The 15100-nt window shown below is 55.1% G+C and carries 14 protein-coding genes and 1 pseudogene; 7 read left to right on the top strand and 8 right to left on the bottom strand.

What is annotated here, in order from left to right; translation table 11 throughout:
• Positions 1 to 6 precede the first annotated feature (6 nt).
• The 6 genes and pseudogenes from AC2FH9_RS12630 to AC2FH9_RS12605 form a co-directional block, all read right to left on the bottom strand.
• The gene (locus AC2FH9_RS12630) at positions 7 to 1158 is read right to left on the bottom strand and encodes an ABC transporter substrate-binding protein (RefSeq protein WP_142635012.1); all 1152 of its coding nucleotides are present in this window, start codon (positions 1156 to 1158) and stop codon (positions 7 to 9) included.
• A complete protein-coding gene (locus tag AC2FH9_RS12625) occupies positions 1155 to 3035 on the bottom strand; it encodes a branched-chain amino acid ABC transporter ATP-binding protein/permease (RefSeq protein ID WP_496871767.1) in 1881 nt (626 codons plus the stop codon). The genes AC2FH9_RS12630 and AC2FH9_RS12625 overlap by 4 nt, the downstream gene beginning before the upstream one ends.
• A complete protein-coding gene (locus AC2FH9_RS12620) occupies positions 3032 to 3802 on the bottom strand; it encodes an N-formylglutamate amidohydrolase (RefSeq protein ID WP_496871765.1) in 771 nt (256 codons plus the stop codon). The genes AC2FH9_RS12625 and AC2FH9_RS12620 overlap by 4 nt, the downstream gene beginning before the upstream one ends.
• A pseudogene (locus AC2FH9_RS12615) lies at positions 3799 to 4568 on the bottom strand (Rossmann-fold NAD(P)-binding domain-containing protein). Before AC2FH9_RS12615 ends, AC2FH9_RS12620 begins: the two are co-directional and overlap by 4 nt.
• Positions 4568 to 5872 (bottom strand): glutamine synthetase family protein, encoded by a 1305-nt coding sequence (locus tag AC2FH9_RS12610; protein ID WP_142635006.1) that lies wholly within the window; start codon positions 5870 to 5872, stop codon positions 4568 to 4570. The pseudogene AC2FH9_RS12615 and the gene AC2FH9_RS12610 overlap by 1 nt, the downstream one beginning before the upstream one ends.
• Positions 5869 to 6717 carry a MurR/RpiR family transcriptional regulator gene (locus AC2FH9_RS12605; RefSeq protein WP_496871763.1) on the bottom strand — a complete coding sequence of 283 codons (849 nt, stop codon included), beginning with the start codon at positions 6715 to 6717 and terminating at the stop codon, positions 5869 to 5871. The genes AC2FH9_RS12610 and AC2FH9_RS12605 overlap by 4 nt, the downstream gene beginning before the upstream one ends.
• 145 nt (positions 6718 to 6862) lie before the next feature.
• Between AC2FH9_RS12605 and AC2FH9_RS12600 the strand changes: the two genes are divergently transcribed.
• From AC2FH9_RS12600 to AC2FH9_RS12570, 7 genes are all read left to right on the top strand, one after another.
• Positions 6863 to 7504 (top strand): cysteine hydrolase family protein, encoded by a 642-nt coding sequence (locus AC2FH9_RS12600; RefSeq protein ID WP_496743201.1) that lies wholly within the window; start codon positions 6863 to 6865, stop codon positions 7502 to 7504.
• Between the two features lie 772 nt (positions 7505 to 8276).
• Complete coding sequence (locus tag AC2FH9_RS12595; RefSeq protein ID WP_142635000.1) at positions 8277 to 8630, top strand: hypothetical protein; 354 nt, start codon at positions 8277 to 8279, stop codon at positions 8628 to 8630.
• A 10-nt stretch (positions 8631 to 8640) separates the two neighbouring features.
• Positions 8641 to 9459: a hypothetical protein gene (locus AC2FH9_RS12590; RefSeq protein ID WP_496871762.1), complete on the top strand. Its 819-nt coding sequence runs from the start codon at positions 8641 to 8643 to the stop codon at positions 9457 to 9459.
• Positions 9460 to 9542: 83 nt separating this feature from the next.
• A complete protein-coding gene (locus AC2FH9_RS12585; RefSeq protein ID WP_496690883.1) occupies positions 9543 to 10742 on the top strand; it encodes an N-acetyltransferase DgcN family protein in 1200 nt (399 codons plus the stop codon).
• Positions 10739 to 11860, top strand: a complete 1122-nt coding sequence (locus AC2FH9_RS12580) for an alanine/ornithine racemase family PLP-dependent enzyme (RefSeq protein ID WP_496871760.1) — start codon at positions 10739 to 10741, stop codon at positions 11858 to 11860. Before AC2FH9_RS12585 ends, AC2FH9_RS12580 begins: the two co-directional genes overlap by 4 nt.
• A 48-nt stretch (positions 11861 to 11908) precedes the next feature.
• Positions 11909 to 12121 (top strand): hypothetical protein, encoded by a 213-nt coding sequence (locus tag AC2FH9_RS12575; RefSeq protein WP_281972780.1) that lies wholly within the window; start codon positions 11909 to 11911, stop codon positions 12119 to 12121.
• A gap of 119 nt (positions 12122 to 12240) precedes the next feature.
• Positions 12241 to 12522 (top strand): hypothetical protein, encoded by a 282-nt coding sequence (locus AC2FH9_RS12570; RefSeq protein ID WP_282021446.1) that lies wholly within the window; start codon positions 12241 to 12243, stop codon positions 12520 to 12522.
• A gap of 340 nt (positions 12523 to 12862) precedes the next feature.
• Here AC2FH9_RS12570 and AC2FH9_RS12565 read toward each other — a convergent pair whose 3' ends face one another.
• Positions 12863 to 13204: a DUF427 domain-containing protein gene (locus AC2FH9_RS12565; RefSeq protein ID WP_142634990.1), complete on the bottom strand. Its 342-nt coding sequence runs from the start codon at positions 13202 to 13204 to the stop codon at positions 12863 to 12865.
• 65 nt (positions 13205 to 13269) lie between these two features.
• Complete coding sequence (locus tag AC2FH9_RS12560) at positions 13270 to 15051, bottom strand: aminopeptidase P family protein (RefSeq protein ID WP_496871759.1); 1782 nt, start codon at positions 15049 to 15051, stop codon at positions 13270 to 13272.
• Positions 15052 to 15100: the final 49 nt, after the last annotated feature.

Below are 15100 nucleotides of genomic sequence, written 5' to 3'. Positions count from 1 at the left end.
CAGACCTTACGGCTGTGGCAGGATTGCGGGATCAGCTGAGGTGCGCAGGACAAACTCTTTTTCGCCTGCATCGGTAATCCGTGCGACCACAACATCACGCAGAGGCATCCGGTCGGTCCCCGCGAAAGTGAAGTTGGACATGATACCCTCACCATTCTCAATGCCGGCCATTGCGGCAGTCACGGCAGCAGGGTCTGTCGTGCCAGCCGCTGCGACAGCATCCTCGATCATATGCGCAATATCGCAGCCATTGACGTAGTAATTGTTGTCAGGCGTGATCCCCTTTGCAGCAGAGAACCGCGCGATGAAATCGGCATAGGCAGAGCCTTCGTCTGGGAAGCCACCAGATGTATGCGCTACGCCTGTGACGACATCACCAAGGCCGCGTACGGTTGGTGAATCGAGTACGTCACCTCCCATCACCTGGGTATCAACCCCGGCACCGCGCAGCGCACGGATGAAGGCAGGGAAATCAGGCTCCCAAGCCCATGTGACGATCACATCCGGGGTGGTATCCGCATTCTTGATGGTCGTCACGATGGCAGAAAAGTCGGGCTGGTTCAGCGAATAGTTGCTTTCCCCGACAACGGCACCACCAAGCGATGTGAAGGCCTCGCCAAAGTACTCGGGCCCACCCAATGTGTAGGCACTGTCTGGGGATTTCACGAGCCAGACACGTTCGAACCCTTGCTCGCGTGCGTGGCCTGCTAGTACGGCGGCCTGCTGGTTGTCCGCAGGGTAACTGCCAAAGACATGTTCACCGACTTGCGTCAGAACCGGGGCTGTTCCGGCAAAGGTCATTGTTGGGATGCTGTCAGCCGCTGTGATCTGGGCCGCGGCGATTGTCGGATCGGCATCGGCTGACGCCACGATGAACTGCGCGCCGTCATCGATCATTTCCTGTACAACTTTAACGCCTTCGGCGATGTCAGACCGGGTGTCGCGCACAATCAACTCAACCGGTGTTGTGCCGTTCAGGCCCCCCTTGGCGTTCATTTCGTCAATGCAGAACTGGAACCCGGCATAGGCGGGTCCGTCATAGGGGGCCAGATAGCCCGATTGCGCGGACATTACGCCGATTTTATAACTCTCAGCCATCGCTGTTCCAGCCAGGCCGGTGATAACTGCTGTTGAAAGAAGAAGGGCATTACGTATCATTTTATTGCTACCTCTGTTGGTTGACTTCGGTTGGTTTCGCTAATTTCTGCTTTTTGGGCTGTGCGCCCTTTGCCGATGTAAGCCTCGATGACTTTGGGATTTGCGCGCACGTCTTCAGGCGTGCCTTGCGCGATGACGCCACCTTGGTGCATCACCACGATCCAGTCCGACAGGCGGTTCACGAACCTCAGGTCATGATCGATCAGAAGGACACCGGTGCCGCGTGTTTTGCCGACCTTAATCAGCCGATCAGCCAGGTCATCTGTTTCGCCGGGATTCATGCCAGCGGCCGGTTCATCCAGTAAAAGAATCTTAGGGTCTTGTGCCAAAGCGCGGGCGATTTCCAGGCGCTTGCGGGCACCATATGGCAGGCTGTCGGCGCGATACCCGGCGACTTCCCCAAGATCAAAGGCATCCAGTTCACGCAGGGTGATAGCCGCGGCAGTCTTGCGGTCGTGACCTGCGGCCAAAGCGGCAACAAGAACATTTTCATAGGCTGTCAGACCGCTGAACAGGCGCAAGTTCTGGAAGCTACGCGAGACACCAAAGCCTGGCACTTTGTGATGCGCGACACGGGTCAGGTCAACCTCGCCCATATGCGCAGAACCGGTGTCCGCCTGATAGGCGCGTGTCAGCAAGTTAACAAGCGTGGACTTGCCAGCACCGTTGGGGCCAATCAGGCCAGTGATGCGCCCAGTCGGAGCTTCGAAACTGACGTCTCTTACGGCTTTGACGCCTGCGAAACTTTTTGACAGGTTTGATGCTTTCAGCGTGGCTGGGACGACGGGCTCGGGCGTGCGCGCAGGAGTTACTCGGGACTTCAGGCGCCCGAGCAGATTTGCATCGGCGCCAGGGCCAAGTTCAAAGCCTCCGACCAGACCCTGAGGTCGCGCCCAGATCACCAGCAGGATGGCAAGCCCCAAGACAATCGTCGTCAGGCCAAAGACCTCGGGCAAGGTGACGCCAAGCACAGTTGAGCCGCCTTCGAACTGGCGCACAGTGTCCTGCAGCAGCGTCACCGCGATCACCCCGACCACTGCGCCGCCAACCGATGACATTCCGCCGACAATCATCATGACCACCTGCGCAAAGACGAGCCCAAGGTAGAAGGATGCGGGTGAAAATGCCCCCAGCATATGCCCGTAAAGTGCACCCGCGACTGTCGCCATGGTACCAGAGGCACACCAAGCGATGAATCTTGTGCGTCGGGCATTGATGCCAAGTGCTGTTGCGGCATCCTCATCGTCACGGGCCGCGCGGGAAAACAGGCCCAAACGGCTTTCGCGATACCAACGGGCCAGCAGGATTGCGACCGTGGCCGCGCCGAGGGCCAGAACCAGATCTGTCACCCTTGGCACACCGTAAAACGTCTGGCTGCCGCGTGTGATCTCGCGTGCGGCGATGGCCACGCCATGGGCGATGATCAGCAGGCCAAGCGTGGCAATCGTGGCAGACGCACCCACAAGCCGAGCGATGGCGCTTCCGGTTAGAGCTGCAAAGGCAAGTCCAGCAAGGGCGACCACCGGCAGCGACACCCAGATCGTTACTTCATGGCCTGCCAGAAATGACGGTAGATCCGGTAGGGCAGAACGTTGAAGAGCAGCAGGCATGGTGAGAATGCCTGACAGATAAGCGCCTAGCGCCAAAAACGCGCCATGCCCGAAAGACACAATGCCCGTGTTGCCGCAATAAATCGCAAGGGCCACTACAGCGACCACATTGACACACATCTGTACAGCAATCCGCTCGCCAGTGCGTCCAAAAATCAACGTCAGCCCAAGCACCACAGCCAGCAGCACAGCAACCGCCGCCGCCGTCCGGAGCAAGTTGGACGCCCGCAAGCGTCCGGGATGTGTATGAAGGGGGGCGATGCTCATGAGGGAATGTCCGCTACCGCTGTAAGGATTGCGTCTGCCAGCAGATCCGCCCACAGCCCGACTTGTGATTGTTCGCGGATTTGATCGTTTCGAATTTCAATCAGGCAATGCACAAGCTCACGGGGTTCTGCATGCGCTGGAATAAACCAATCGCCCTCAGTTTCGATCTGATAGGGCTTGTTCAACGCAAAGGTCATGTCAGGGCGGTGCTGCGCGATATGTGCCATCAATGCTTTGGCAGCACCGCCTGTACCGCGGCTTAAAAAGCCTGCCTGCCAAGGCCGGTCCTTGCCATCGAGATGCGGTGTAAAGGAATGGATCGAAAACGCGGCACGACGCGGACGGTTGGCAAAGAGCCGATTCAACTCTGCATCCATAGGTCGAAAGATTTCATCGACACGCATGGCCCGGCTCAATTCGGTGATCGCGCTGTTCCCCGGCACCTCAACCTGGTCGCTGATCGCAGGGACCGCCAAGGGGCTGTCAGGGGGACGGTTACAGTCAAATACCAGCCGTGAGTAATTTTGGACGACGAGAGGCGCGTTCAACTGTTCAGCCAACTGGCGCGCTACATTCTGAGCACCAATGTCCCAGCCGCGGTGGCTTTCAATGACGTCGCGGTGGACGCCCAAATCTCCAAGCATCTCGGGGACCGCATTGCCTGCATGCTCACACAGCAGCACGATCTCCGACGTGCTATCTGCATTAACGACGTCAATCGGCGCAGGATCGTTCGGCCCCAATAAGGTATGAGTACACAAATTCATGCAGCTTGGACCGCACGGTGTGTGTATCGTCTTATCATACCGAGCAGATCCTTGGGATCGTGCGGGTCGGCAATCAGATCCAGCATTTCGCTTGGGGCGCCGTCAGTCGCTTTTTTGTGCAGCCAGCGCGTGGCCGAGAAATCCTCGACCACAAAGCCAACACCATCGAAAACCGTGATCTGGTCTTCGGAGGTTCGTCCCTTTTTAGAACCCGTTAGAACCTGCCACAGTTCGTTGACCGCGTGATCCGGGTCGAGTTGCTGGATATCGCCCTCGATGCGCGTCTGTTTTGGGTACTCTACAGAAATGTCATTGCGCATCAGAATATCCCGTTGCCGATACTCGCAGCGGTTTTAGCTGATTTGGGGGCCAGTATACGCGTCACCATCGCCGTTGTTGCCGCCGTGCGAAGCGCCGTCAGAAGGGTCATTTCAGAAATGAGTCGTCGATAGCCGGTATCTACAGAGTCCAGCACACCAACGGCGGTTAGGGTTTGCAGGCCGACCTTGGTGTTCGATCGGTGCCCGTTCCTGGACTTGAAGGTGTGATCCACACCATCAGAGGTTGGCATCAGTTCAATCGCACCGACCTTAGAATGGGACGCCACGCGCGGTGTCTTGTCAAATACCGGCCAGCGTTTGAAATCGGCTTCGATCATATTGGCCAATTCTGTAAGGCAGTCCCATAGGCCATGCTTATGGACCAGGGCCCGCATGTTTTCGACGCTGACAAATGGAACCAATGCTCTGTCAGAGGGCGCGCTCATCAGTATGTTCCTTCATACGCGGCGCATTTCTGTGCTGTGTCCATGTCTTTTACCGCGTCGATTTCTGCAGCCTTATGGGCGGCGTAGACACTCGCGAAATCTGGTCCGAACCAACCGGTGACTGTCGTATCCGCCTGAAACGCCTCAAGGGCGGCCTCAAGCGTTTCGGGCAGGCGCACAAAACCACGCGCCGTGAGATCATCCGCTGACAGAAGCGACAGGTCTTCCTCGGTCGGCGCAGGCGCTTTCAGCCCATCTTCGATCCCCTGAACACCAGCATGTACAACAGCGGCCAAAGCCAGGTAAGGCGACGCCGCTGCATCCGCCGCGCGGTATTCAATGTTGAATTGTCTGGCGATTGAAGCGGGGTCCTTTGCCGTCACAGGGCAGACCCTTAACGAGGCCTCGCGGTCTCGGAACCCGAGATTGTTATACGCAGCCGACCACCGGTGCGGAGTAAGGCGTTCGTATGACACGACAGACGGTGCCGTCAGCGCTAAAATGTTAGGCAGGTATTTTAGCACGCCAGCAGCGAACCCATCAGTAAGTCTGGACATCCCGCAGGGGCCGCTTGCATCAAATGTGACCGGCTCGCCGGCATCGTCGACAAAGCTCATGTGGATATGAACGCCATTGCCGACGCTCGCCACATCGCGGATTGGCGTAAAGGTTGCAGCCTCACCCAGGTGACGCGCTGCCGAGCGAGTAAGCTCGCGCAGGATTACTGCCGCATCTGCCGAGCGCACACCTTTGGCAGGGCCGATAACGACCTCGTATTGATTGGGGCCGAATTCCTTCATGATACTGTCTGGCTCGAGCCCGTTTTCGGCGAGTGTCGCCATCAGCACTTCGCAAAGCTTCCGCTGAATCTCGAACCCTTCGCGTCCGTATCCCTGGTTTTCCACCGCCGGTGGGCTTTTCAGTTGAAACTCGTGCTCGAACGCCGAGATCAGATGAACGCCTGCTACATCATGCAGGCGCTTCAGCGCGGATTTGAGGATAGCGCGCGTACAAAAGGCCCAAGGATCCCCGTCAAGCGTGACGACATCGCCCATCAGGAAATGCTCGGTCACATCTCCAAATGTCGCCCGGGCCTCTGCGTTTGCATCGGGAATCAAAAGCAAATCACCTAGCGCGCCGAACGGGCTGTCAGCGATTATGTCGAAACAGGTGATCTGCACATTGGTAGGGGTCCAGCCGACCCCCCGCACCAGCCGTTTCTCCAACTGATCAGCGGGAAAGGCTTTGCCGCGCACCTTTCCGGCAACATCGGATATGGCAGCAAAAATTAGCGGCAGGGTCATTTTTCATTTTCCTCTTGAGTAAAGCGCAAAGCATCCCAGGCCTTGATACGTTCTCGGGTCTGATCCCAGTTGTCCTCGGCGATCCGCGTCACGATGGCCTCGGTCACCGAGAGAGCCGCTGAGTAAGTATCCCACAAGGTGCCGCTATCAATTGGCACCGGCATGACCTCATGGGCGTGTTTGGCAATCGGTGAAATCCATTTGTCCGTCATCAGGATCACACGGGCACTCCGATCGCGTGAGGCAACAAGCGACAGCTGCTCCAGCGCGGGTTGGTAGCGGCGAAAATCAACAGCATAAAGGATATCCCCGGGCCGCATCCGCAACAGATATTCTGGCCAGCCTTCAGGCGTATCAGGCAGATGAAACACATCCTTGCGGATCTGACGCAGGTGGAACGAAAGATGCTTGGCGATCGTATCGCTGATCCGGCCACCCAGCACGTAAACGCTGCGTTTCGGGTCGGTCAGAAGGGTGCAGATCTGGTTAAACTGATCTTCGGTGATAGCATCAGCCGCCATGGCCATCTGGCTGGCCGATTTGGAAATAAAGTCCTTCAGATATCCCTCATGAACGGGCCGTTCCGCCTGGTGGAGTTGAACCGGCGAGCGGTGCCCTTCTTTCAATTCCGCGATAAGATCACGTTGGAAATCCTGATATCCATCAAGTCCAATCTTGGTAACAAACCGTGAGATTGAAGGCGGTGACACCTCGGCGTGTTTTGCCAGCTCCTGGATCGAGGAAAGGCCGGCAAATGGGTAATCCGACAGGATAGCTGCAGCAAGTTTGCGCTCTCCGCTGGTTAGCATATCGGCTGCGTTTTCGATGCGGTCTCTGATCAACATGCGCTATATGGTGATGGAAAAATATTTTCTGTCAATCTAAATTGAATTGACTTTGGAATTTTATTTTCTTTAAGTATGGACGTCATGATCGCCCTCATTCATAAAATTAAACCTCTTGGGCAAATATTTGAAAGCAGAGACAGACATGGAAATGACCCGCGATCTTCCACTAGAACATGACCAATCGGGATTGCTGTTTATTGACGTGCAGAACTTTGCAGCCCACAGGGATGGTGCCGAATTCGAAGGGCTGACAAATGCCGATTTTGACGCAAAGTTTGGCTGGTTTTTTGAGCAGCTGAAATCCCGTATCGTACCTAATATGCAAGCCTTGCAAAAGGGATTTCGCGCGGCAGGAATCGAGGTTCTTTACACAACGATTGAAAGTCTGACCAAAGACGGGCGCGACAGATCTCTGGATTACAAAATCACGGGCTTCAACGTGCCCAAAGGATCCTGGGACGGCAAGGTGATCGACGAACTGGCACCAGCCGATGATGAGATCGTGTTTCCAAAATCTTCGTCCTCAGTCTTTGTCTCGACCCACATAGATTACGTGTTGCGCAATCTCGGCATAAAGCAATTGGTGCTGGCGGGGATCGTGACCGATCAATGCGTCGAAAGCGCAATTCGCGATGCCTGTGATCTGGGCTATCTGGTCACCCAAGTGACGGATGCTTGCATGACCTACACGCAAGAGCGTCACGACAATTCCCTGCAAACGATCAAAGGCTACTGCCGTCAGGTGACGACAGCCGAATTGCTTGACGAAATCGGTCGTGGCTAGGTCGGTGAGGCGCCCAGCCGATCCGTTTGACGGCGCGTCTCAGGCGTTACCCACACCCGTTTTCTCGCCAAATTCCGATTTTCCCCTGCGCGTCAGTTCAACCTGTCATCATCCAAAAATTCGCTCAGAAATATTTGGCGAGGCACACTCAAAACAGCATGTGAGATCAGAGACAAATCCACACTTTTCGGTAAAACGTCCGAGCATTATCTGCCCTCACTACATGTTTTCCTTGATGCAGCGAATGCCAGTTTCAGAGTGACATACTAAAAAGGCTACATAAGTGGTCACGGATTTGCCGATACACAAAGCAAATGCCAGGTTGAAACCATTTTTTTGATCGGTATCGGGGCCTTGGGAACAGCGGTAAGGCCACGAGCGTTGTAATTGCGTCTCCAAGTGGTTATATAGGAACCACTAAAGTTCTGGTTTTCTGCAGCCCAGGCGTATCGCCTGCTAGAGTGAACTAAGTTCTTCCATCATGAAAATTCAGCTGTCACGTCCTCTACTTGGATATGATGTTTGGGAAAGTTGCCGATGTTTTCGCGCACGACCACATCGCTTGTGACGTTAGTTGATCCGTTTGTGGTGATCAGACGCACCGATGGCTTGCCAATAAACCACAACGCAACCGTTGATCAAATGAGCTTCCGATAGGCAAGAACTGCGCCTATCGACCATCGCGTCCTGGGATTGGCCCGGGCGCAAGATCAAGATTGCGCAGAAAGACATAAAACAGCGAGGCGGCGCTTTCTCCGCCAGAGGATCGAAAATGACATTTCCAGAATGGACGAAACCAGGCATCTACGGTGCTTTGTGTGGTGCGGTTGCGGTCTCAATCCTTGGCTTTACCTGGGGCGGATGGACAACCAGCGGCAGCGCTCAAGAGTTGGCGAAAGACCATGCAAGCGAAGAAGTAACGCTTGCGATGGTGCCGGTCTGCCTGAACAGGTCAACCGCTGATCCCAAGCGCGAAGAAATAATCGAAACACTGCAAGAGGCCTCTGGCTTCAACCGCCGCAAGGCCATGATGGATACAGGTTGGGCAACACTGCCGGGGTCAGATTCGCCAAGCCGCGACCTCGCAGATGCCTGTATCGCGGGGCTTGAGCTGGATGGATCATAAGGCAAAGGCAATGCCGCAACTCTTTCGGACGACTTGGCGCGCAAATCTGTCACTAGGCATTCAGATGAGTGCGGCGCTGATTGGGTTTACACTCGGTGCTTTGCTTTTATTTTCGATGCCTGCATTCGCTCAATCTACATCGCAATCGGTGCCAGAAAATGCCACTGCAACGAGCTACGGCGACGGTTGGAAATGCAACGCCGGGTATAGGTTGAGTGGCGACGTCTGCGCAGCTGTCGTAGTGCCAGAAAATGCCTATCCGACCAACCGTACCTATGGTTTGGGTTGGGAATGTCTTCATGGTTTTCGCGAGAACGATGAAGCGACCTGTGTTGCGGTGATTGTACCCGATGGCGGATTCCTTGATTCATCAGGTGAACGTTGGCATTGCTCTCGCGGTTTTCTCAAAATCGACGATACGTGCCAAGAAATTGTCGTACCCGCAAACGCTTATCTGGCTGATACGACCTATGGACCCGCGTGGGAATGCAAACGTGGGTTCGAAGCATTGGACGACCGTTGCGTCGCCATTGTGGTCCCGGCCAACGCGTATCTGAATTCATCAGGATACGGCCAACCCTGGACATGTGAACGTGGATATTTTGTACAGGATGGCACGTGCGCGGCCGTCGTGATCCCTGAACATGCCTACTTGGACGATGCAACGTACGGCACGGGATGGAAGTGCGAGCGGGGATACGCGACCTCAGGTGTGAATTGCGAAACAATAGAGCTTCCTGCGAATGCCCATCTTGACAGGTCCGGAAACCGTTGGAACTGCAACAAGAATTTCAAGTCATCTAAAGGCCTGTGCGTTCTCGATAACTGAGCGCGCGGCGCGACTATTTCGACTTTGGTATCCGATGGTGACGACCGTGTTGCCTTGGGTGTCGACCACACAAAGGAAACATCATGAAAACCGACTTTAACGTGGCAAACACGATCCGTCGTCCTGTTAGCGGGGCGCAGGCGCCGCCATTGACCAGCGACGAACCCATAAGATCAACTTCTGCCACTCAGATCATCTTGCCGCCAACTGCGATTGTCTATTGCCAAGGTAACTTTGCCAAGGCGGATGGCAAAACTGCAAATGGCCTCGTTCGCCATTCAGAGGCCTACAGGATCCTGTCTGTCATAGATAGCGATCACGACGGCAAAGACAGCGGGTTGGTTCTTGACGATACTGTAAACCACATTCCGGTCTTCAGAAGTCTGGACGCTGCTGTTGTCCATGAAGCCGTAATCCCAGATACCCTCATTTACGGGATGGCACCATCTACAGGCAGGCTCTCATCGACAGATCGTGACGTTGTTCTCGACGCGATATCACTTGGTATGAACATCGTCAGTGGATTGCATGAGTATCTGGGCGATGATCCAGAAATCGCCTCTTTTGCGGCCGAACGCAAAGTCACCATCCGAGATATTCGCAAACCTAAACCCAGCAAGGATATGCGCCTGTTCGATGGAAGTATTGCAGGTGTGAAAGCACTGCGCATAGCGGTTCTTGGAACCGACTGCGCCATTGGAAAACGGACAACAGCGACCGTATTGGCCCGTGCTTTGAACGCAAGAGGCATCAAGACTGTCCTTGTTGGTACGGGCCAGACAGGTTTGATGCAGGGTGCAAAATATGGGGTGGCAATGGATGCCGTGCCGCCGCAGTTCTGTTGCGGCGAACTTGAAGGCGCGATTGTTGACGCATCCGAGGTTGAACGACCCGATGTCATATTGATCGAAGGCCAAGGGGCGTTGAGCCATCCGGCATTCTGCACATCCGCCTTTATCCTGCGGGGCAGCCAGCCGGACGCCGTAATCCTCCAGCACGCTCCAAAGCGCGCGCATCGCTGTGACTTTCCCAATATGCCGATGCCCAAGCCTGCAAGTGAGATTGCCCTTATCGAAGCATTTGCTGACACAAAGGTCATTGGTGTCACGCTCAATCATGAGGGGATGTCCGAGGCCGAGGTAACCGACACGATCGCCGCACAGTCACAAATACTCGGGCTGCCGGTAACGGATGTACTCAGCCGGCCGGCTTCGCATTTGCTTGCAATGGTTGTTGCCGCTTATCCTGGGTTACATCACTCGACACCCGTGGCTGCGATATGAGTACCCCTCGCATTGAGGTGCATCTGAGCAAGATACGTCACAATGCGAAGACTGTTGTCGAGCGCCTCAAGACACGCGGCATCGGTGTCACCGGTGTGACCAAGGCAGTGTGCGGGCATCCAGCCATCGCTCAGGCAATGCTCGACGGCGGCGCTGTGGGGCTTGCGGAAGCGCGGCTTAGTAACGTGCGAAGGTTACGCAACGCGGGCATGACATGCCCGATCACATTGATCCGTACACCAACGCTGAGCCAGGTCGATCAGGTCATCCAATACTGTGAGGCGAGCTACAATACAGAAATCCTCGTGATTACCGCTCTGGCCGCCGCCGCGATCCGGAAAGACTGCATTCACGGCATTATCCTGATGGTTGAGATGGGCGATCTGCGCGAAGGGATCATGCCAAAGGACCTCGGCTCGGTTGCACAGCAAGTGGTGGACATGCCCGGCGTTACGCTGAAAGGCATCGGAGCGAACTTTGCATGTCTGGGGGGAATTGCCCCGAATGCTGCAGATATGGAGGCCCTATCTGACCTGGCGAATGAAACAGAGGGGCAGTGTGGTCCCTTCCTTCACACGGTATCTGGCGGAAACTCGGCCAACCTTCCTTGGGCCCTCGGCGGACACCCAGTTTGTCGCATCAATGATCTAAGGCTGGGGGAAGCAATACTTCTGGGCGTTGATCCGGTTTCCGGAGATCAGATAGGCGGGATGTATACGGATGCATTCACGCTTGTCGCTGAGGTAATTGAAACAGGGTCCAAACCTGCATCTCACCCTCAGAGCATCTGCGATCCGGTATTCAAAAGACTTCACCTCGTCCCGAAAAGCGGACAGAGCACACAAATAATTCTGGCCGTTGGTCAGCAAGATACGGACATTTTGGGGCTTTCGATGCCCCCTGGATACAGGTTTATCGGTGCAACAAGCGATCATCTTGTCGTTGGCACTTACCATTCGACGCAAAGCGTAGGATCGGAAATGAAGTTCCAAATGAACTATAGTGCATTGATGAATGCTATTTCCGCTCCTGACGTTAAGACAAAGCTGCTCCGTGGCAGTCATTCACGACACGCGCATGTCTCTCAAGGATCAGGCAATCACCTGGCATCGATTTGAACACTCAACTGATAAATGCACCGTTGAAAACGGTTAGGAGAATAACCATTGGCAAAGCTGACAAAAAAAACTGTCTTCAATGCACACGTTCCCAAGGCGGAAACACCGATGGACAAAACAACGCGGATCGTTAGAGAAATGGTCAACGAAGAAGCAGAGCAAAGACAGATCAAGAATGCCCGGCTCCGCAAAACTCGGCTCGAAAGGGATGCGAATACATTATCTGAAGCCTGTCCGCCGAAGCCCGTCAAAAAGCGGTGACAGGATAGTCGCCCCTTCTTTTTGCGCGACTGGAATGATCGAAACACGAACAAAGCGGCTAGCGAGCATTTTTTTTCCCATGCATCAATCGCACCCATACTCATTTTACGGATACTGCCATGACAATCTCAGATGAGAGCTCAGAAAAAATTCACTATATCTGCCAGACATATGTGGAAAATAAGCCCGGTCGCGGAGGGCAAGGAAGCTTGAAAATTGGCAAGCAATTTGAATATTCCACGGCAGCAGAGGCACAAAACAGAGCAGAAAGGGAAGCGCTATCCGACGATTGCGCTGGCGCTGATGCCTACATGGTCAGTGAGGACCCGAACAGTGGCGAGGTCGGGGCGCCGAGTTTCATCATTAGGCTTGGAAATGTTCCGGAATTTGATGAGTTTTAGATCTTGAGCAGGCTTCAGTTTAACTCTCTAAACTCACATTAATTGCGGCATTAGATCGACAAAAAGTAAATCTATTTGGTGCCAGAAAAACAGACCATTTTGGGCGTGGGTTTTGCCAAGAAACTGCGCCATGAATACCGGAAAAAAGCAGTTTTTAGTGTAGGCGCAGCGAGAAATCCCAAGGTGCAGGTCGGGCTCGTTTGATACTTTCGTGGTATCCAGCGTAAAGGATCGTTCTCTTACTTCGAGCCAGATTTTGACGTGAAGGCCAAAGCGATCTGGCCTTTCATATTGTGCAACAACTAGATTGAGTAGAGGTATTGCGCATCTGGGACATACGTCAGATTTGTTCGACCTTCACGGAATCAAGCGGGTAGAAGGCGACATGGCCTTTGATGTCTAAGGCAGAATGGATCGGGTCTTCATAGCTCCAAGCAGCGTTTTCAGTGACCGAGGATTTGTTGACGATCGAAAAATGCGTGGCTTGGCCCTTGTGTTTGCACTGCGTGACCTTGTCGGTAACATCCAGAAATGCCATCGCGATATCGGTACGAGGGAAATAGATGACCGGATCAAGATCGCCCTCGAGCAATTCCAGAGCATTTGTGGTTTCACCCAGAATGGCGCCTCCTGAACGGACGCTCCATTTGCCTGGTGTCTTGCGAATGGTGATCTCGGTCATCTTTGCTCTTTCCTCTGGTCCGGTTTCCCGCTTGTCCACTGCCCGGTATATGTAACGATGCGGTGTCAGATCAGTGCGGTTGCGGCATCCAACCACAGTTGGGCGTCATCTCCCAGCCTTGGTCGAACTTTTTCGGCAACTTCGCGGTGATATGCGTTCAGCCAGTCGCGTTCGACTGCCGTCAGCATATCGGTCAGAACCAAGCGTCGGTCGATAGGGACATAGGTCAATGTGCGCCATTCCAACATGGGACGTTCCGCGTCACCACTGGGCAGGGTAGGGGCAGATTGCACCACCAAAAGGTTTTCAATCCGGATTCCAAAGGCACCTTCGCGGTAATAACCCGGCTCATTCGACAAGATCATGCCCGGCAGCAAGGGCTCATGGCTGGCTTTGGACAGACGCTGAGGACCCTCATGCACACTCAGATAGGCACCGACGCCGTGCCCGACACCGTGATTAAAGTCCTGACCCGCTGCCCATAGGGGCACACGCGCCACGGATTCGATATCACGTCCAGCCAACCCGGCAGGCCAGCGCAGCATAGACATGGCGATCATGCCTTTCAGCACGCGAGTAAAGCAGGCTTTTTCTTCTTCACCCACATTGCCGATAGCAATGGTCCGGGTAATATCAGTCGTGCCATCCAAATATTGTCCGCCGCTGTCCAGCACCAGGATATGACCGTCTTGCAGCAGGTTGTCGGTTTCCTCGGTCACCCGGTAATGCATGATCGCGCCATTGGGTCCTGTCCCTGCAATCGTATCGAACGAGATATCCTGCAGGGCATTATCCTTACGCCGGTTCTCCTCAAGCCGAGTGACCACCTGCGTTTCCGTAACATTGCCAGCGGCCTGCGCATCCAGCCAGCACAGCGTTTCGATCACAGCGACAGCATCGCGCAGATGTGCCTCGGCACTGCCTGCGATTTCGGCAGCGTTCTTGCAGGCTTTGGGCAGCCCACAAGGGTCGCCGCCATCGACCATCTGCCCCTCTAGCACATCGGCCACTGCCTGTGGCAGCGTACCAAGATCAACCTGGACCTTGCCGTCAAGCGCTGCGACAGCCGTTAAAAACGTGTCCGGCGCATGAACTGTGACTGAATCGGCCATCGCCACGTTCAGCTTTTGGTGCGCCATGAACAGATCCACGCGGCCATCCGCATGCAGTATAGCAAACCCATGCGCCACCGGGTTGTACCCGATATCGGAGCCCCGAATATTCAACAACCACATGATCGAGTCGGGCAGGGTAATCACCGCTGCGCCACAGCCCGCGTCCTGCAGGGACTGCGCCAGACGCGCGATTTTGCTGTCTGCGCTTTCGCCCGCGAATTCGATCGGGTGCAGCTTTACCGGGTTCATTGGTGGATCGGGTTGATCCCGCCAAACCCGGTCCACCAGATTGTCGCTGCGCACCAGTGTAATATCTCGGCCTTCAAGGTCGGTCTGCGTTTTCGCGATCTGACCCGCCGAATGTAGCCACGGATCAAAGCCAACCCGACCACCCTGCGGGAGTTGTTCCTTTAGCCACGCGGCAAGGCTGACCTCGGGCCATGGAACAGGTGTGTAATCGGCGGCGACCTGCGCTTTGACCTGCGTGCGATAACGTCCGTCAATGAAGACGCCGGCCTTATCTGCCAAAACCACGCAGAACCCGGCCGAACCTGTGAACCCGGTCAGCCAGGCAAGCCGTTCGTCGCGCGGGGCCACATACTCGCCTTGATGCACATCCGCGCGCGGGACCAGGAAACCGTCCAGCCCATCGCGTGCCAATTCGGTCCGCAGATCGGCCAGCCGGGGCGGGCCCTGTTCCGGCCGTGCGGTCACGGCGAAGGACTGAAACATGTCATACCTCTATCAGTTTGGAGCGCGCGACGCCATGTTATGGAAAAGG

The sequence above is a fragment of the Ruegeria sp. CDSC081 genome (assembly GCF_059610485.1).
This window is presented reverse-complemented; position numbering and strand designations above follow the sequence as displayed.

Coding starts and splice junctions, on each gene's coding strand:
- AC2FH9_RS12630 (WP_142635012.1), bottom strand. CDS start 1,158: ATGATACGTAATGCCCTTCTTCTTTCAACAGCAGTTATCACCGGCCTG.
- AC2FH9_RS12625 (WP_496871767.1), bottom strand. CDS start 3,035: ATGAGCATCGCCCCCCTTCATACACATCCCGGACGCTTGCGGGCGTCC.
- AC2FH9_RS12620 (WP_496871765.1), bottom strand. CDS start 3,802: ATGAATTTGTGTACTCATACCTTATTGGGGCCGAACGATCCTGCGCCG.
- AC2FH9_RS12610 (WP_142635006.1), bottom strand. CDS start 5,872: ATGACCCTGCCGCTAATTTTTGCTGCCATATCCGATGTTGCCGGAAAG.
- AC2FH9_RS12605 (WP_496871763.1), bottom strand. CDS start 6,717: ATGTTGATCAGAGACCGCATCGAAAACGCAGCCGATATGCTAACCAGC.
- AC2FH9_RS12600 (WP_496743201.1), top strand. CDS start 6,863: ATGGAAATGACCCGCGATCTTCCACTAGAACATGACCAATCGGGATTG.
- AC2FH9_RS12595 (WP_142635000.1), top strand. CDS start 8,277: ATGACATTTCCAGAATGGACGAAACCAGGCATCTACGGTGCTTTGTGT.
- AC2FH9_RS12590 (WP_496871762.1), top strand. CDS start 8,641: ATGCCGCAACTCTTTCGGACGACTTGGCGCGCAAATCTGTCACTAGGC.
- AC2FH9_RS12585 (WP_496690883.1), top strand. CDS start 9,543: ATGAAAACCGACTTTAACGTGGCAAACACGATCCGTCGTCCTGTTAGC.
- AC2FH9_RS12580 (WP_496871760.1), top strand. CDS start 10,739: ATGAGTACCCCTCGCATTGAGGTGCATCTGAGCAAGATACGTCACAAT.
- AC2FH9_RS12570 (WP_282021446.1), top strand. CDS start 12,241: ATGACAATCTCAGATGAGAGCTCAGAAAAAATTCACTATATCTGCCAG.
- AC2FH9_RS12565 (WP_142634990.1), bottom strand. CDS start 13,204: ATGACCGAGATCACCATTCGCAAGACACCAGGCAAATGGAGCGTCCGT.
- AC2FH9_RS12560 (WP_496871759.1), bottom strand. CDS start 15,051: ATGTTTCAGTCCTTCGCCGTGACCGCACGGCCGGAACAGGGCCCGCCC.